This is a genomic window from Deltaproteobacteria bacterium, assembly GCA_016931625.1.
GTDB lineage: Bacteria > Myxococcota > XYA12-FULL-58-9 > XYA12-FULL-58-9 > JAFGEK01 > JAFGEK01.
Genome location: JAFGEK010000226.1, coordinates 1 through 19,389, shown reverse-complemented (window position 1 = coordinate 19,389; position 19,389 = coordinate 1). Strand labels below are relative to the sequence as shown.

The following is a 19,389-nucleotide window of genomic DNA, read 5'->3' as shown; positions in this document are numbered from 1 at the left end:
GCTTTCGCGGGAATGACGTTATTGTTAGTATAATTGTTAATATTATCGAGTTTTGCAAGTGGCTCTGTAGATTATTTTTTGCGTTTACGTGCTTTGGATTTTGATTTTTTCGTAAGTTTAGGTTTCGGTTTAGGCTCTTCTTGTTTCGGGCTTTGAGCAACAGGAGCTAACGCTGATTCACTATTTACATTAGCAAAAGGTTCGTCAGGTTCAGCTGCTGCACATAATTCAAGTTCTTTACGGATAAAATGCTCTCGCCAAAAATCTGCTACTGCAGCAGGTTGTTGTCGCTTTAAATAAACTTCTTGGCGCAAAGCTGAACCAGCAGCATTTTTATCTTCAATAGTGATTTTTAAACTACGCCCATGAATCATTCCCCAAATACTTAGTGGCGTTTTTTTAGGAGCACTTTTGGGTTTATCATCAAATAAACGTTGAATTTCAAACTGCACATGGCCATCTGCTCGACATTGCACATTTTCGCCGATCCCGCGTCGCTTATGACCGCTTTGTAGAATATCCAAAAGTGCAAAACACTGATCGCCATCGCGCATTAACGTAATGATAAAATCACGTTGTAATTCTTGTTCTTTACCTTTGGCATTATCTGATTTCTTGCTCTCAGCTTCAGCACTATTTTTTTCAGATCTGTAGATCCCTAATAACTCCAAATATAACGGCATATTATCAATTTTTTTTAAGTGCGATTTGCTTTGGGCTTTAACATAGCAATCCGAGGCATTAGGCATTAATGAATTACCACTTAATAAAGTTATCAATAATAATGTATTTACCATGAGTACTGTCTGTCGCAGATGCCGTCGCGCGTCAACCCTAATAATGAAAATAAACCAATAAGAAAACCTCATGAAAAAATTGCCAATATTTCGACTATGATAGTGTTAATAAGCTAGAGTGTAATCTTGCTTTAAAAAAATAATACCTGATAGCTTTAGCAAGGAGCTCCATGGGAGATTTAGGCATGAGAATCGCACTTTTTTCTACCATACTTATTGCCATCACGGCTTGCGATAGACAGGTAGTCACGCAATTATCAGAATGCCAACGAAGTCAGGGAGCCAACGAAGTTTATCTGACTAAAGCAAAATCAGACTTAGCACAATGCGAACAAAAGATTGCGGTATTAGAAGAACAGCTTAAAACCGCTCAAGATGATCTAAGTGCTGCCCGAAACAGCGCCAACCAATTTGATAATTCTTTACCAGAATATTTTAATACTAAAGGCGGTCGAAAAAAAGCAGCTATGGCTGGCGGTACATTACGTATCGGACTCTCTCTCCCAACGCATCAAGAAGAACGTTGGATAAAGGACAAGCTTACTATTTTAGCTGAAGGAAGAAAACGTGGTTTCGAAATACTGGTACAAGTTAGTGATAACGATGCCGTAAAACAAGCTGCACAATGTGATTCAATGATCGCTCAAAGAATTAAAGTGCTCATTCTCGCTCCAGTTAATGCAGATAGTGCAGCCGCTATTATAGATAGGTCTGTAAAGGCGGGAGTGCATGTAATTAGTTATGATCGTTTAGTTACTAATTCGCCGCATGAGTATTATTATCTATCATTTGACAATGTAAGAGTTGGTGCCATTCAGGGAGAATTCATCACCCGCAAAGCACGCAGAGGTAATTATGTTGTTTTAGCAGGGTCACCAACCGATAATAATGCCAAGCTACTGAAATTAGGTTCGATGAAATTTATTCAACCTTTAGTTGATCGAGGTAATATAAAAATAGTTTTAAGCGAATCAGTTAAAGATTGGAGACCTGACGAAGCACAACGCTTATGTGAACACGCTATTGAGATTACCAAAGGCAAAATTAATGCTGTGCTTGCACCAAATGATGGAACTGCTGGTGGTTGTATTAAAGCACTAGCAGCGCATGGTCTTGCAGGTAAAGTGCCTATTACCGGCCAAGATGCTGATTTAGCTGCGGCGATTCGTATTTTACAAGGTACTCAAAGCATGACGGTATTTAAAGACACTCGTCTATTAGGAAAACGTGCTGTTGAAATGGCCTTTGATTTATTCCGTGGTAGATCCGTTGAAACTCGCGGAAGAACTATTTTTAACAATAAAAGACAGATACCTGCCGTTTTACTTTCACCTCGATTGGTAACTAAAGACAATCTTAATGAACTGCTTATAAGAAGTGGTTATCTAAATAAAGAAGCGGTATATCGTCGCTAGACTTAGCGTGTTGATACCCAAATCTCAACACGCCGATTTCGTTGACGTCCTCTTGCAGTAGTATTGTCAGCAACCGGCATAATTGGCCCAAACCCAAAAACTTTCACGCCAATAATGCCTCGTTGAGCTAATGCTTTTGCTACTTTATTGGCACGATCTTTGGAGAGTTTTATATTTTTAATACGAGCTCCTTGTGAGTCAGAAAAACCAATTACTTTTACTGCCGAACCATTGAGGTTATTGCTATGCAGATACGCAATTACACGCTCAAGATCTCGTCGGGCTCTGTTATCAAAGGTTAATGATTTCTCTTCAAATCTAAATGTACTCGATAAACGTCGCGATTTACCAATTGCTCGCACATAGTCATGCGGAGCATCAGCCGGTATATTACGTGGCTCAGTTTTAACTGCAAGCTCTATTAACCCAGCTTTCTTTACAACTGTTTGTCCATCTGCACTTAAGGCAAATTGTATGAATTTTGCTACATAAGGGTTGTTACTGGTTTGTGCAGTGTAAAGATATATACGATGAGTCAGCAGGTATTCTTCGCTAGATACAGTATATACTGTTGGTAACAATGATGTTTCAGCAGCATCTGAAATTGGTACAGCTCTACTGCCAAGCACAAAAGATAGTGGTACAAAACCAACACCACCAGGATCACCAATAACCGCATCAGTTACAGCTTCAAAATTAGGCAATCTTTTTACTTCAGTAGAAAATGACTTACCATTCAATACTACTTCTTTAAATACTTCATCCACTCCCGAATTAACATCTGGTGCGTAAGGATGCACACCAGTGGCTAATGGTCCACCCTTTTTCCCACCCATGCCTACTGCTGACCACTCAGATTGCACATCACTAGTAAGACCGAGCATTGACCAGTCTGTAATTGTACCACCAAATACTCCAACTAATTGGCTGCGTTGCAATTGTGATACAGAATTAGCCATATTAACAATTACAGCTAGCCCATCTAAAGCTAAAATATGTTCGTTAGCTTGTGATGTCATCGAGCCAAGGGATGCTAAGCGATCGTGCTCATCTTGATTAATACGACGCAACGAAAAAGCTACGTCTGCAGTACCTGCCAATAATTCATCAAAACCTGTCGTAGATCCATGGGTAGCAATGGTTACCCATCTTGTCACTTTATCTTGAGTTGCCTGTACAACAATATCGTTTTCAGTGGTGGGGTTTATCTGAATATCAGTGGCTTGCAGCGAAGCCAAATAGGCTTTTGCAAGTGCTGGACCTATTTGTGTAGTTAAATTATTAGCGCCTGCCATACGTAACAAAACTTGCTTTGGAGCTTTAACTAAATTTGTGTCAGCAGTATTTTTTTCTGCAGTTGCTACTGGTTCTATAGTCTTATTGGTATTTTTTTGCGCTTGTGAACGCCAAAAATAAGTGCCAAAACCAATGATAACAACAAATAATACCACAACGATTCCTAGCACAAGACTCTTGCGCGTGTGACTAGGTTGACCACGCATTTTATCAGCAACACCCGTTCGTTTATCCCACCCTGTTGGCTGTGCTTTATTACTTTTTTCTTTAGGGCGAATAGGTAAGCCGCGTTGACTCTCATCAATTAGGCGGCAAGCCTCCATCAATAAAAATTCCCAGTTGCGCTCGATAGAACGAACAGTGGTGGTGACATTAGGCTGTAAGGTAAATTTGCCGCCAGACCATTGCATTATTTCATAAAAGGCCTTTTCACCAATAGTATCTCCGGCCTCAGCATGAATTATTTGACCATCACGAAAAAATATCACACCACCGTAATTTTCACTTTCAATAGTTACACAGCCAGAAAAGCGGTTATGCCCATTTAATTGAATGATATCGGATAAACCTAAGCCTAAGACGGCGCCTTCGAAGCCTTCATCATGGCCCGGAGACTTGCTTGCTCGCCGCATTACATCCTCCGGAATATCAATACAATAGTCAAATTCGTGCTTCTAATTATGAGCTTACGGGGTATTTTGAATTTGTCAAGAAGTAGAATACCTATGTTTCCATGGGATTACACGGCTACCTGGTTTATTTTGTATTTTTTGCATCGCGTTAGATCTTGGATTCTTGCCTACACGAAACCAATGTTCTAGCTCAAAACCGCATGTTGGCAATTCACTAAAAAGCTGCTCAATTACGCCGCGTTTTGTGTTTGATATTCGTCCAGATAATAACTCAGCAGCTACAACAAACGCTGTAAACGCTGTGGTGCCAAACGCCAATATATTGATTGAGATAGCAGGTAATTCAATCATTTTTTAACGTTGTTGCTGCCGATTTTTCAAAACGCAAAACATTATGCGCAAAAACTTCCATGCGTGAAATGGTGTTGGGTGGATATGGGCGCCCATCATTTTCTAAAGCGATAACCGGGTAGCCCCTAGCTTTTGCCCATGGTGCATATACGCCTTCGATAAGACGACCGGGTAAGCAACCAAATGGCGCAATAACCGCAACCCCAGAAAAACCATCGCGCATACCTTCGGCAGCAACAGCAGAAGACACTGTGGCTTCACTTTCAAGCGCTGGATCAATAAAAGTCTCACTGCCACGCTTAATGATAGCTTTCATATTTTGTGGCGCTTCAGGAATAAATCCAGTTGGCGCTAAGGCCATATGCACTTTGTGCTCAACATGTTTTTTCCAGTATGCCTCAACATGAAACCAAGCTTCTTCTTTAATACCACCGTCGCCTAAGGCACCCCAAAAACCAACACGTTTACGCCGCTCATTCATTAGATATTTGCGGGCATAGTCGGTGTATAAAAACCACTCTGAGGTACCAGTAACTTTAGGAAAGATACCGCGCTCAATTAAAAAGTCAGTTACTTCTTGCACAGAAAAATCATCCCGACGCACATAAATTTCGCCGACGATTAATACTTTTTTAACGTCTTCAAGCGTACGCGCCTTTTCTATTTGCGAAAAACGCTTACAAGCGCGTTTTAATGCGCGATCAAGTTCTTTGGTGTTTTGACTAAAAGCTTGCAATACATCTTGCCAAACTTCATCAAATATTTTCATACCCGCATCAGGATCTTTAGCAAGCAAACGAATACCTGAGCGTATATCAGTAAAATAATCAGCAAAAACTACCGAACGCCACACATCTTTATTAATATCGTTACCTAATTCACGATAGGAGTTTTCACTAGCGGCAACAATCTGTACCACATTTTCTAAACCTAACTCTTCAAATACTTGGTCATAATAAACATGATATTGACCAGTACGACATGGCCCTAAAGTTGATGGTACAAACAATAGATTTATCTCGCCGGGTTTGGGTGGATTCTCTTTAAAATATTTTAAAGATGAGCCTAAGACCAGCAAAGCTGGTATGCACTCTTTGCCCGATGCAACCGCACGCGCAAGCTGCGTGCTATGTTCATCAGGTATTGGCAAATACACCGACTTGATACCTTTTTTACGTGAAGCTGTCGCTATCGCTTGAACACCAAGTTCACTCATTGACGGCCATACTAAAGTTATTCGTGGGTCGCGAATATCAATGCGCTCACCCGTCTTAGTATCAACAACATCGCAATATGATTTTTTTAGGGCAATACGATAACGCCGCGCTGAAGAAATTTCATCTTTAGGTTTAACGTGTTTACGATAACTCTCAACAATATCAAGAAACGCTTCAATGCGAGTATCAATACCAGCATCAGCAGTATGTGAATCCATTTCAAGTACAAGATACGGTTTTTGCCCCATTAAATGCCGCACATAGTGCAGCATGAAAGAATCAGGGGCGCACGAAAAATTTGAAATCCACGTAAGAAACAGATTTGGAGTTCGGCGCACCATCCGCACGGTCTTCATATTCTGCTGGCCGTAATACCAATACATATTGGGTAAAATTGTATCTTCGGGATTATAAATCATATCAAAGGGAACAACCGTAACCCCATGCGAAATCAACTTACGGGGAATACCCATATTAGCATCACGGGTAAACGCATTATATGGTCGCCCTAATAACGAAACATAAAGCTTCTCAGGATTATCTTGTATTTCAGCTAATAATTCAGCACCACGCTTACGATAGTCGGCAATAAATTTCTCGTAAGCCACAATCGCCTTCTCGTATGCGGCACTGCCTTCTGCCTTTGAAAAACCAAGTCGATTCGCCATATCTTCAAAAGCGGTGCGACTTGCTAGCAAACCATTTTTAAATGACACCACTGGCCTTAATACTCGTTGGTCATCAATAGCAAAAGCTTGACGAATCATGTACGGCAGCCCTTGAGTAAGCGGGCAAGTGCAGGCATGTACACGATCACCTTCAAGCGATGGCATATCGCGAAAATGTGGCAAAAATAAATAATCGCTACGTTCTAATACGTCTTGGGTCGCACCGTGAGCTATCTCTGCCGGAAAACAATAATTGCTCTCTTGGCGTGCTATACCTTGCGGTAAAATGCACTCAGACAATAAGGCACGCACCCCTAAATTATGAAAGAACGAGCTATAAAACGGCCATAGAGAATGTACTGAAAATACTTTTGGAACCCCTATAATTTTATCACTACGACTGACAAATTCATCTGCCTTGGGCGTATGTTCATTAAACAACATCTGCGTACGCATTGCGGTATAATCAACTGCATCGTGCGCTAAACGGCGTTTTTTGCGCGCATTCGTATAAAGAGAACAACGACCACCGAAAGGATATTTATTCGTATCGACTTCTAAATTTTTAATTTCGCAATAGTTATCACAGCCTTTACAAGTAAAGCTATTTTTAACTTTTATTTCTTTGGCTAAGAGGACATCGAAATTAAAAACACCTTCAGCTAATAACCCTTCTTCTGCCTTTTGTTTCGCTAAACGAGCAACACCAAAGCAGCCCATAAACTCAGGGTCAGCTGGCACTAAAATCTCTTTATTGGTCATAGCAGCAAAAGCCAAAGGTACTGCTGGATTTTTTGCTACACCACCTTGTAAAGCTATGAATTTCCCAACTGAGCGATTTTGCACCACACGATTTAAATAATTCGCCACGATGGAAAACACTAAACCCGCGACTATATCGGCATGAGCGGCACCTTGGGAAATTGCATTACGAATATCTGAATTAATAAAGGCAGAGCAGTGCTCGCCAAATTTCAGCGGGGCTTTGGCTTTTAAGGCAATAGGTCCAATTTCGGCAGCGTTGGCAATATTTAAATCACCTGCTGCCGATTCTTCTAAAAACGAACCCGTCCCTGCCGAACAGGCTTCATTCATCGTATAATCAAGCGGCACACTATTATTGATTAAAACATACTTAGCGTCTTGGCCGCCAATCTCAAAAATCGTATCAACTTTAGGCTCAAAGTAAGTTGTACCCACCGTATGGGCAATAATCTCATTATAAACACCAGCTGTTTCAGTAAAGACGCCTAATAGCTCACGTGATGACCCCGTAGTTGCCGCAAGAGTTATGCGTGGCGAAACATCACCTATTTGTTTCTTAACCTCATATACGCATTCTTTAAGCGCTAATACTGGATCACCATGAGTACGACCGTAATGCGACGCGACAATTTCAAGATTGTCTCGCCGTACTAAAGCAATTTTAGTGGTCGTCGAACCGCCATCAATTCCTAAAATATACTCAGCATCTTTATCAAATTTACCACGCATTGAACGTGCGTAGCGTACTTTCTCGGTATGTTCTGCAAGGGGCGCAAGAGTTTCAAAGCCAAGTTTTTGTTTTTGGTCAATTATCGCTTCAAAACTTGGGAGTAGACTACCTTGAGTTAACGCTAAACGAGCAGCACCAAAAGCTTCGAAGTATGCTGCACTCTTTGGTACTACAAATTCTATCTGTGGCCATTCCTCGCGCAAAAATTGTACAAGAAAACGATTGCCGGTCACACCACCGGTCAGTACAACTTGCCCCTCGTCAATACGTGCTTTGAGTAAAAACTCTGACACCTTGTCTGCCATTACTTTAGACAATGACAGCGCAATATCACCTTTGGTGGCTTCGCCTTTGTTTAAGCGATGGGTGCAATCAGATTTCATAAAAACAGAGCAACGCGCTGAAATCTTATAAACTTTAGCTTCGCAAGCGACTCGTTCTAAATCATCGACAGTAAGATTCATACGCCCAAGTTGTTGTCGAAAAAATTCGCCAGTCCCTGAAGCGCATTTATTACCAGCATAGGTCGCAATAATATGACCATTAGTATCAACAATATAAACAACTAAATCCTCTCCACCCATCGAAACCACAGCTCGCGGGTGTAAGGCTAAGGCATCAAGACCAGCTTCAATAGCAACAGGAGCAATGATATCTGGTAGGCGCACTCGCTGACGTCCAGAGGTACCGGTAACCAAAGCTAATATATCTTTAGTACCACTAACGAGATTAAGTTCGGTCAAAAGACTATTCATAGTCTTAACAAAATCGCCTTCATGCGGACGCATGACACATTGCTCAATAGAATCTTTAAACAAACATAATTTTAGCGTTGTTGATCCAACATCGATACCTAATGATGCTTTAGTAGCCGACATCTCTTTTACTTACCTCCAATGACGCATACTGCTACTGAGGGGTTAGCCTACAAATTGCGCTAATACAAGGTATATCGCGGCAATATCTTTCATAAAATACCGAGAAATATTGGTAAATATATGACCTTATTTTAACATTAAATCATCAAAAATTACCCACGATGACGCCGATAAAGCGTCGATGGATCAATACCTAATATTGCCGCTGCCTTTACTCTTTTACCTTGTGTTTTCTCAATAACGAAATCAATGTATTGATCCTCTAATTCACGTAAAGTTGGCATTTTTTCCATATAGTCTCGCCAAGTTGAAGTAGTGGTCGTTGGGTTTAAAAAGCTGAAATATTCTGCGGTTATTTCTTCATCACGGCATAAGGTTGCAGCACGCTCAATGGCATTTTCAAGTTCGCGTACGTTACCTGGCCAATTATAAGAAACCAGAATTTCAACTGCTGCGATAGATATTCGTTTAGCTAATATTCTCGGATTTTGCGTTAAAATTCGCTGTAGTAAACGCTCTGTTAATATCGGGATATCTTCGCGACGTTCGCGTAGCGGCGGCACTTCAATTGGCACAACATTAAGACGATAAAAAAGATCGGCGCGAAATTTACCATTTTTAACACCGTTACTAAGATTGGCATTTGTTGCCGCTACAATACGTACATCTACTCGGCGCGTTTTATCTGAACCTATCGCACGCACTTCACCCTCTTGAAGTAAACGCAATAGTTTAGGTTGCAGCTCAAGTGGCAACTCTCCCACTTCATCAAGAAACAAGGTGCCACCACTTGCTTCTATAACTAAACCTGCTCGAGGTCGGTTAGCTCCGGTAAATGAACCTGTTTCATGACCAAAGATTTCACTTTCAATAAGCGGCGCCGGGATCGCCGCGCAATTAATGGGCACAAAAGGTTTTTGACGACGTATACCACGAAAATGTATCGCTCGCGCTATGAGTTCTTTACCGGTACCACTTTCTCCAGCAATAAGAACGCTTGATTGACTGTCTGCAACACAGTCAATTAAATCAAAAATTTTACGCATAGCCGCCGAACGCCCCACCATTGACTCAAAAGTGTAGCGTCCCTGAATATCCCTTAAAAGCTGTGCATGTGATACCTCCATGCGCCTCTGATTTATTGCGCGCTCAAGATAAATTCTAACCTCTTCAGTTTTTAAAGGTTTTGAAAAATAATGAAAGGCACCACGACGAATTGCCTCAATAGCATTTTCAATAGAACCATAGGCGGTCATAATAAATACGGGTACCTTGGCATCCATAGTGCGAATTGCATCTAAAAGCCCGAGACCATCAACATCTTTCATTCTTAGGTCAGTAATTACCGCATCAAAAGCATAATGAGAAAAGCTTTCAATTGCTTGAGTAGCAGTGGTTGCGGTTTCAACAATATAATCATGGTCACGCAGATAATCACCTAAAGCTATCGCCATTTCTGGGTGATCATCGACCACTAATACCCGAGCTGTATTAGTATTAGTTACAGATGTCATAACTATTGCACCATCACTTTGTTAGTTTCAGGAATAATCAATTCATGTTGCTTATCTTGGTCTTGCGGTGCTGTTGAATTTTGCGGCCACCATGTTACTACTCTTGTACCTTTTTCAGTACTAAACACCTCAACAAGTCCATCATGTTGTTGCATAATTTCACGAACTATCGTTAAGCCAAGACCCGTGCCTTCTCCTTTATTTTTCGTAGTAAAAAAAGGCTCGAAAACAGATGGCAATACCTCACTTTTTATACCTTTACCGGTATCGATTATTTCTATCCCGAGTCTCCCCTGCATGTCAGGTTTAGGACACGTGCGTACTAAAACACGATCACCACGACTACAAGCATCGTTAGCATTGACTAATATATTCAGTAACACCTGTACAAACTGATCTGGATTGGCAAATATTTGATCATCATCGTTTACTTCAATATCAAGCTTAATCCCACAGCTATCATAACGTCTTCCAACTAAATTGGCCAATTGGTTTAACGCATGGGTAATAAAAACTTTACTTTTCTCGGTAGAAGCTGGACGAGAAGCATCAAGTATTTGTCGCATAATTCTATTTATGCGCTCAATTTCGTCGCGCATAACCGCCAATGTTGTATGTTGTTTTGGTTCTGTATTTTGTTCAATTAATTGATCAACACGAAGAGCAATAACCCCAAGCGGAGTACCCATCTCATGAGCCAAGCTAGCTGCGACTTGACCAATTGTTGAAAGCTTTTCCAAATGCAATAGCTGCGCTCGTAATCTTTCAATCATGTTTTGGTGTTCTAATCGTGCCTTAATTTGTGATTCACGACTTACCAACCAAAAAATAAGCGCGGCACTAGCTGCAGCTAACATTAAAACTAGTGCGGCAATAAATAAAACGGTCACCCCTAATTGATGAATTTGTCTTGCGACATCAGCTAAAGGAGCAGCAACTGCAGCGATCCAAGGAAAAGGCTGCCCAGCAGTAGTGCGCCAAGCTAAAACTTGCGCATTTAGTCCTTGCTCAGAAAATGGCCACAGCGAAGGTAACTCACCTAATAACGCTTGTCCATCAGATTGTCTGGTTAATAAATTAGATAAAACTTCAGCATTGCGTGTGCTTTCTGGATCCACCAGAAAAGAACCATCTGTATCAACAACATATAAATCAAGCCCAGGCAGACTTGCACGACGCTGCAATGAATCAAATGCAGCATCCATATTTAATAGTACTAGCACTGAACCTTTACCGTCTTTTGAAGCTAAACCTAATAAACGTAAACAATTATATGGCGAATCAATCGGAATTAAAGCTTGCATTGCTGCAATCACACCTGGGTTATTGCGAGCACGTTCGTCAATTTCAACAATTTCACTAATCGGTACATCAGGAAGCGGCTTGTCATAGGTACGAAATCCCGAAATCTCTTGAATGATTTTACCATCTTCAAGATGCCATAAACGCAAGTAGTTACGTGTTGAACGATTTAAAGCTATCAAATGAGAACGCACGATTTCTATTTTTTGCGGACTCTGTTGTACACGATGTCTCGCATCAATTACCAATTTCATATCATTACGTATGTCACGACCACGTTCGTTTACTAACGATGCAACCGTTTTAAGCGACATTACAACTCGATCTTGGGTCTCCTGTACTAAATATTTGCGTCTTTCTTCGAGAAGATTATTTACAGCGATAAAGGCGGCACTGGTAATTGAAACAGTTACTATCAATGAGCCAATAAGCCATATCCAAGGTCGCTGCATGTATAACTATCTCCTATAACTTTATACATATCATAGTTTTTTTAGCTGCAAAAAGCTTTGCATTTTGCAAATCGCATAAAAACCCTAATAAGTGCTAGCATTTTTTTAACCGAGGCTTGATTTCTAAATTAAATCAATAATTACATCAACTTAAACCTTTGATAATACCTCAATCATGGTCTTTTAAATAGATGGCCTAGACTATGCAATGGCCGCTTATGCCACCGCTCCCTTGCTAGGTTGCCAGGTGGTTAAAAGTGGCAGCAGAAAAGTTCTGCTTTTTTTGATTACGATGGATTCATGAGCCATCGTAGTAAAAGGAGAAGTTAATGAGTTTGAAGTCAATTTTGATGGCAATCATTCTCGGACTTTGCACAGTAAGTCTTGTTGCTGCTCCAGCTACTACTTACGCTGGCAAGCAAAAGAAATGTAATAAAGACGGCAAAGAGTGCAAACGTGGTAAGAATTGCAAAGCCAGCAACTGCAAAAAAGAAGAGCCTCCAGCAGCTGAAGAACCACCCGCAGCTGAAGAAGAAGCTCAACCAGAAAGTTTCACCAACTTCGACGTATCAGCTCAATCAGAAGATGAAGAGCCTCAACCTGACGAACCAACTCCAGAAGAATAATTAAAAAGTATAATTTGGCGGTGAGCTAGCCTCACCGCCAAAAACTTATCTTTCAATAGCTAATAAGATAGGCTTTTTTCATTCTTGTATTTTGTTTTCTAAACGTTCAAGCCACGCTGTTTTTGAAAATTGCTCATTTTCAATTTCACTGCGGATCTTTTGCATTAAACCAAGATAAAAACTGAGATTATGCAAGGTAGCCAAACGGTAATAAGTAATTTCTTTAGCAGCAAATAAGTGTCGTAAATATGCTCGCGAAAAAGTTCTGCAGGTATAACAATTACATGCTGCATCTACTGGTATATCGCTATCTTTATTTACTGCCTTTTTAATCAAAAGTTTTCCGGTTGAGGTAAAAAGTTGTCCATTTCTAGCATTACGAGTAGGCATCACACAATCGAACATATCAATGCCAGCAGCAACCCCGCGAACTAAATCAGCAGGAGTACCAACTCCCATAAGATAACGTGGTTTATCTGTTGGTAGTTGGTTTGCTGTATAGCTAGCTACCCGCCCAATATCTTCTGGTGCTTCACCAACAGATACTCCACCAATCGCATAACCAGCAAAAGGTAATTCTTGTAGTTTGGCGACATGTTCGCTGCGCAGATCCTCAAATAGACCTCCCTGCACAATACCAAACCAAGCGACATCATCGCGAGAACGAGCAGACAAACAACGTTTTGCCCAATCTATGCTACGTCTCACTGCAATAGCAACTTCTTCTTTGCTTGCATTAGCCGGTGGACACTCATCAAGTTGCATGGCAATATCTGAACCGAGATTCTCTTGAATAGATACTGCACGTTCTGGAGTTAATTCCACCATAGAGCCATCAATATGAGAGCTAAACAATACTCCGTGATCACTTAATTTTCGTCGAGCGGATAAACTAAATACTTGAAAACCACCACTATCAGTTAATATTGCACCATTATACCCCATAAAATGATGTAATCCGCCCAAGTGCTTGATCAGTTCATCACCCGGACGCAACATCAAATGATAAGTATTGCTTAAAATTATTTGGGCACCTAAAGCATGCAAATCTAAACCATCAAGAGATTTTACCGAAGCTGCAGTACCCACAGGCATGAAGACTGGTGTCTCAATGGTACCATGTCGCGAAATGATTTGACCACGCCGGGCTTGTGAATTTTTATCAGTTGCTAAAACAGCAAATGATAACATTAATAAATCCTTTAAATAATTAGCATAGCATCACCATAAGAAAAAAACCGGTAATGCTCTTTTATTGCTTTTTGATATGCTGATAAAACTCGCTCGCGTCCGGCAAAGGCTGAAATCAGCATCAATAATGTTGAACGTGGTAGGTGAAAATTAGTTATCATGGCGTCAACAATGCTAAATGAAAACCCTGGATAGATAAATATGCCTGATTCACCCTCGCTCTGTCCGCTTGTTGCCCACGTTTCAAGAGCTCTTACGGTTGTTGTCCCAACTGCAATAACTCGTTTTTTATAAGTTCTTGCCTTTTTTATTGCAGTTAAAGTTTTCGTAGATATTTCATAGTATTCTGCATGCATTTGATGTCGGCGTATATCGCTTTCATGCTCTTGAGGTACTGGCAAAAATGTGCCAGAGCCTACATGCAAACAAAGCTCACAAATTTCGATTTGCCTTTTAACTAATTCATCAATAACCGCGGGGGTAAAATGCAAACCTGCCGTTGGAGCTGCCACTGCACCTGGTTCACTAGCAAATAAAGTTTGATAATCATCTCGATCACTTTCATGAGGTGACTCTTGCCGTTTTATATATGGCGGTAATGGCACCTCACCGTATTGCTGCAATATTGGCCATAAAGCCTGTGAACTCGTTATTTCGATATCTTTTGCTTGTCTTTTATCTACCTTAATTTCTATGCCAAAAACCTTAAATGTTCGACCAGGTTTGAAAACTTTTAAAGGACGCGCCATTGCTAACCAATGTCGTGCTTGCGATAAATTACCATCCAGAGCTTTAAGAAAAAGCAATTCGGTATCTCGTCCCGTTTCTAATTTAAAACGTAAGCGCGCTGGAATAACCTTTGTACGATTTACTACCAACAAATCGCCTGGGTTTAATAAATCTGCAATTTCACGAAAAATAAAGTGTTTAACTTCACCTTTATAGCGTGGCAAAAGCATTAAACGACTTGCATCACGCGGACGCCTAGGCTCTTGAGCAATCAACTCACGCGGTAACTGGTATTCAAATAATGATAGAGGTAAAGGCGCCCCTATGAATTGTTGCCCTTTCATAAGGGGCGCTTTATTTGCTTATTTGATAAATAAAAGCAATATGTTACCTATAAGTTCTATAACTTACAAATGTTGGACGACCAGCAACGGCTTTTGCCTTTACCGTACCGCGTTCAATCACATTGCCATTACTTGCAAGGAATTCTAGCTGCAGCTCATGATCGCCTGCGGGTAACATAATTCGAGCAACATTGATTGCTGCTGGCAATGTGATCCAGCTACGCTTATCTGCTTGCTCATTAACTGCACTGGCTACTGAAAAAATGGCACTTGCTAATTGCAAAGCCGCCCCAGCTTTTTTATTGCCCATATTTTTTCCCGCTGCATCGGCTGTAGCGGCAGCTATCGCTTTTGCTATTGCACGCGCAATAGCTTTAGCTTTAATGCGTGCCATATGGTCATTTAGATTTTGTTTTGCAATCGCCGTTACATTTTCTGCAAGCTCACTAGTTCCCTGATTATTATTAGAAATAACTCGTACACTAGCTATGTGAAATGGTTTTGGTACAAATTCAGGATACGCTATGCGAATAGGCTTATTACCAGCTTTTGCATCCCAAAATTTATCAATTTTATAGGGAGCTTCACCTGAAAGATGCAATAAAATGACCTCACCCATACCTTTGTCATCAGGAACGCTAACATTCGGATATTTAGCTTTTACTGTTGCTAGTTCTTGAGAAAATTCAGGGCCAAGTTTAGTTAGGGCACGCAGAGCATCACCAACCAAAAAGCGCGGTACTGGTGTGCCATAGCGTGTGACATAATCTGAACGATAAACATCAAGTGCCTTTTTATAATCGATCCAAGCATCATTATAACCAGCACTACCCTCAGTTTCAGCTAACTTTCCTGATAACCATCGAGAAAATGCATCATCTTTATATGCATTTTTCCCAGATTTATCAGTATATTTAGAGTTATAAAGCTCTAATTTGTTGGTTATTTGTCGTGCTTCAACCCTAGCTGCATCATAATCAGCAAGATCGATAAAATTTAAAGCTGCAACAAAATGAATAAATACTTTTTCAAAATCCTCACCTTGGTAAGGAAGAGCATTATCCGTTGTAATCCATGCAGCCGCGTTAGAACCAACACTTTCGGTCCACAAATCTTGCGCTGTAGTTTTAGCTTTCTCAAGAAACTGATTAGACTCCTTGTATTTACCTGCAAGATGCAAAACCATCCCTTTGTCCATATAGAACAAAAGTCGATTTTTCTCACCGTAGAAGTCTTGTTTAACTTTGTCTAGGTACTTAGAGGCATCGTCATAGTCGCGTGCAACCATTTGGCCACGCATTTTTTGATAATGCTTCTCCATATTCAGACCGCCACAGCCTGAAACTAAAAGAAGCAATATAAAATACGTGCCCCAAAACTTGAGCATAAAACGTTTAAGTTGGTTCATGGCTTACCAACTCGCGCTTGATTGCTCAATTACTTTCTTGATCTCATGATCACCCATCCACACTTTTCGTGCGCTATTGGCGTCAATAAGTTCAAGTGTGATTTTATACAGTTTGGCCTGCGTTCCTTCTACTTGGTCGAGAATAGAAGCCATACGCCCAACTAAAACAAAATCCGCGCCAAGTTGATTGCCAATACTTGGGGCTGAGTCATCTGAGACTCTGCCACTAGCGCCATAGTCTTGCTCTTCATTTACCGAGCTTAGCTCACTACCCTTTTGCGCAATAACATCAACTAAACCGCTATTAACCATAGCTCGTTCAAGATTCTTAATAAATACTTGCGCATCAATGTGTTCATCGGTTTTGTTAATAATCTTCCAAACACGCATCTTCGGAGGACGATCATTTTCTTTGGTAAACCTCTTTAGCCATGGCCTTGCAAAACAGTCTTTAATCATAGCTTCAGAAGTTAAACGAGCATCGGTATCATTCCATTTACCTGATAAATCGGTTTGAGTGTTGGTAGCTACACGAGCAACCTTTCTTTTAGGTCCACATCCAGTTGTACCGATCAAAGACAAACTCATCAAACTCACTACAAAAATAGCTCCGAAGCGCATGAAAGTAATCCCCTGTTTGTTGATGCTGCTTTTTTTAGATACTGCTATTACTTCAGGTGATGCTAGTAAAAGATTTTTTCTACCATAAACCCATGTCATCGCCACTTTTACGTGAGCGTTTTACCTTACCTCGCATCTCATCCATTATATCTTCAAGCTCTTTCATTTGTTGTCTACGCAATTCATCAAGGTTGTAGGGGCGCTTTTTCGTTATATATTTTGGCTTAGCCTTATTTGGATCAAGTGGTTTTCCAGATACGATCTTCTCTTTGCTCTTGGTCTGGCCTAATTCTTTACCCTCTTGCTTTAATTTCACTGTTTCTTCTTTTTTGGGTATCGGTTCTACGACAACTATAGTCGATTGTGGCTTATCTGCCTGATTTTGGTTAGCAGTATTATTACCAGTACCATCAGAGTGACTATTACTTTCACCAGTAGAAGTCGTTGTAGTTGGTTCAGCAGGAGCTGTACTAGCTTTAGGTAATGATGGTTCTGCAGCCGCTACAACAGTTGGTTTTGATTCTGCGGTTTTTGCATAGGCAAGCCCCATCCCTTGACCAGCAAGCCATTTAACCGCAACTGAAGATTTTAACGCAAAATTAACACCTGTAATTGTGACACCATCAGCACCTTGCCTTGCAATCATGGTATTAATACCAATCATGTTACCCGAATTGTTTAATAATGGACCGCCTGAATTTCCGCGGTTTACTGAAGCTTCAGTTTGAAATACGTCTTTGCCTTTAATGCGATTAAAATTGGCAATAACTGTAGAAATAGCGCCTGTTGTTAAGGTCCATGGACCACCTTGCTCAGGACACCCAATAGCAATACTGTCATCTCCTACTTCAACCTTATTAGGGTCACCAAAAGCAACAGTTGCTAAGTCTGCAGGCGGATTTTCTATTTGCAATAATGCCAAATCAAGTTCATTAGGTACACTGTAGCGAAGCACACGTGCCTTAAAACGATTAACTAAATCTTTTGAATTATCGCCAGTAATTTTATCTGGTTTCAAAAATACATAGAGGATTTTAAACGGCTGGTTATTATGGTTTAACACCACATGAGCATTAGTTATAACTTTGCCTTCTTGGGTAATAATTGAACCCGTACCACCTGAGCCGGTCTTACCGTCATCTGAGCCCAAGATGAGTACAACCGCGGGTCCAGATTTCTTGTAAATTTCTTTTGGTGTTAATGCCCAAGCTATTGTGCTTACCGAGCAAAAAACGAGTGCGACCAAAAAGGACATTGCCTTCATGCCAATCCTCACTGCGCCCGAGAATCGCTCTCAGGCAAAAAGTCGCGATGTATAAATACCTACTCCGCAGCACACTTATATTATTTTAATTAGTATGCTGCGGAGCTACATTTCTAAATTAATCAGCCGCCTTCGCCGGACCTTTTTGCTTCTTCTTTCTCAAGATCCATATGTGCTTTTTCGGCGTTCTCACGGACATAGTCACGAACTGCAGCGCTAAGCTCTTTAGCTTTACCCATGCTGTCTTTAAATGTCTGTAGATCTAACTGGGCAAGAGCATAAACAGTGCCATCAGGATGAATCCAATGATCAACTACTTGAACGCCTGAAAGTGTAACAGCGCTAAACGTCTTAATAGCTTGTTCAACATGTTGCTCTTCGCTTGATGCAGACATGTCACCAGCAGTTGTTGATGCCATATAATCTTTCATCAACGATGCTGTGTAAGTTTCAAAAATTTTGGCAATTTCTGCACGGGCTCTGTTATCAGCGGTTGTACGAGCTAATGCATGATTTTTAATACCACTTACTGATCCTACTCCGTAAAATACGCGACCTTGCTCACCGCCAAATGCACCACTACCTTTCATTACCCATTCGGGATATTTCACCCCTTCCATCTGATTATTGTCTTGTTTCTTTCCACCACAAGCAAAAAGAAGCGAGGCTACTGCTGCTAAAACAATGTACTTAAAACCTGCCTTCATGAGACATCCTCCTGGTTAACTTCGTTCAAAGAGAAATGAATAGTGAATCAATGAGCCGATACCCTTTATTGGCTTTTTGCATCTTGTTTGCCAATTCGCGCTAATAACTAGAGCCTAGCTCGAACTGTGAGTCAAGACGCGTTTTGCTTCACTTGTCACTTCTTCTCCTTCTTTTAGTTGTTTTTTGGTAACATTCAAGTCGTTCGACCATCGAATACGGCTTTACATAGTTACCTTCGTCTCAACTACGACGGTTGAGATAGTAAATATGTTCACTCAATCCAACAATTTCGATTATTTTACAATTGAATTGCAAATATTTATTTAATTATTTCTATTTAATCATTTTTTTACCAATATAACGTTTTTTTAATTTATCAAAATTTGAAATTATTACTACTTATTTTATCTCATTTGGTTTTTTATAAGTAAAATTATAATGTTATTTGTTTTTGAAATAAAAAATAATGAAAAAGATCTTT

At 40.5% G+C, this 19,389-nt stretch carries 14 protein-coding genes; 2 read left to right on the top strand and 12 right to left on the bottom strand.

What is annotated here, in order from left to right; genetic code table 11:
• Positions 1–71 precede the first annotated feature (71 nt).
• Positions 72–797: a hypothetical protein gene (locus JW841_18825; protein ID MBN1962990.1), complete on the bottom strand. Its 726-nt coding sequence runs from the start codon at positions 795–797 to the stop codon at positions 72–74.
• Between the two features lie 185 nt (positions 798–982).
• Between JW841_18825 and JW841_18820 the strand changes: the two genes are divergently transcribed.
• Positions 983–2,212, top strand: coding sequence for a substrate-binding domain-containing protein (locus tag JW841_18820; protein ID MBN1962989.1), 1,230 nt, complete (start codon positions 983–985; stop codon positions 2,210–2,212).
• Between the two features lie 2 nt (positions 2,213–2,214).
• Here the strand turns inward: JW841_18820 and JW841_18815 are convergent, their stop codons facing one another.
• From JW841_18815 to JW841_18795, 5 genes are all read right to left on the bottom strand, one after another.
• Entirely contained in the window at positions 2,215–4,140 is a 1,926-nt protein-coding gene (locus JW841_18815; GenBank protein ID MBN1962988.1) for a DUF4388 domain-containing protein, read from the bottom strand.
• A gap of 75 nt (positions 4,141–4,215) precedes the next feature.
• Positions 4,216–4,491, bottom strand: coding sequence for a hypothetical protein (locus JW841_18810; GenBank protein ID MBN1962987.1), 276 nt, complete (start codon positions 4,489–4,491; stop codon positions 4,216–4,218).
• Positions 4,484–8,749: an activase gene (locus tag JW841_18805; protein MBN1962986.1), complete on the bottom strand. Its 4,266-nt coding sequence runs from the start codon at positions 8,747–8,749 to the stop codon at positions 4,484–4,486. Before JW841_18805 ends, JW841_18810 begins: the two co-directional genes overlap by 8 nt.
• A gap of 152 nt (positions 8,750–8,901) precedes the next feature.
• Positions 8,902–10,263, bottom strand: coding sequence for a sigma-54-dependent Fis family transcriptional regulator (locus JW841_18800; GenBank protein ID MBN1962985.1), 1,362 nt, complete (start codon positions 10,261–10,263; stop codon positions 8,902–8,904).
• A gap of 2 nt (positions 10,264–10,265) precedes the next feature.
• Complete coding sequence (locus tag JW841_18795) at positions 10,266–12,017, bottom strand: HAMP domain-containing histidine kinase (GenBank protein MBN1962984.1); 1,752 nt, start codon at positions 12,015–12,017, stop codon at positions 10,266–10,268.
• 329 nt (positions 12,018–12,346) lie between these two features.
• Here JW841_18795 and JW841_18790 point away from each other — a divergent pair, with 329 nt between their 5' ends.
• Positions 12,347–12,643 carry a hypothetical protein gene (locus JW841_18790; GenBank protein MBN1962983.1) on the top strand — a complete coding sequence of 99 codons (297 nt, stop codon included), beginning with the start codon at positions 12,347–12,349 and terminating at the stop codon, positions 12,641–12,643.
• 78 nt (positions 12,644–12,721) lie between these two features.
• Here JW841_18790 and tgt read toward each other — a convergent pair whose 3' ends face one another.
• The 6 genes from tgt to JW841_18760 all read right to left on the bottom strand — a co-directional run bounded on the left by tgt (position 12,722) and on the right by JW841_18760 (position 18,907).
• Complete coding sequence (tgt, locus tag JW841_18785; GenBank protein MBN1962982.1) at positions 12,722–13,834, bottom strand: tRNA guanosine(34) transglycosylase Tgt; 1,113 nt, start codon at positions 13,832–13,834, stop codon at positions 12,722–12,724.
• Positions 13,835–13,845: 11 nt separating this feature from the next.
• On the bottom strand, positions 13,846–14,907 hold the full coding sequence (gene queA, locus JW841_18780; GenBank protein ID MBN1962981.1) for a tRNA preQ1(34) S-adenosylmethionine ribosyltransferase-isomerase QueA: 1,062 nt from the start codon (positions 14,905–14,907) through the stop codon (positions 13,846–13,848).
• 43 nt (positions 14,908–14,950) lie between these two features.
• Entirely contained in the window at positions 14,951–16,315 is a 1,365-nt protein-coding gene (locus JW841_18775) for a hypothetical protein (protein ID MBN1962980.1), read from the bottom strand.
• 3 nt (positions 16,316–16,318) lie between these two features.
• Positions 16,319–16,936, bottom strand: a complete 618-nt coding sequence (locus tag JW841_18770; protein MBN1962979.1) for a penicillin-binding protein activator LpoB — start codon at positions 16,934–16,936, stop codon at positions 16,319–16,321.
• A 79-nt stretch (positions 16,937–17,015) separates the two neighbouring features.
• Positions 17,016–18,200 (bottom strand): trypsin-like peptidase domain-containing protein, encoded by a 1,185-nt coding sequence (locus JW841_18765; GenBank protein ID MBN1962978.1) that lies wholly within the window; start codon positions 18,198–18,200, stop codon positions 17,016–17,018.
• 122 nt (positions 18,201–18,322) lie between these two features.
• The gene (locus JW841_18760) at positions 18,323–18,907 is read right to left on the bottom strand and encodes an LPP20 family lipoprotein (protein ID MBN1962977.1); all 585 of its coding nucleotides are present in this window, start codon (positions 18,905–18,907) and stop codon (positions 18,323–18,325) included.
• Between the last annotated feature and the right edge of the window lie 482 nt (positions 18,908–19,389).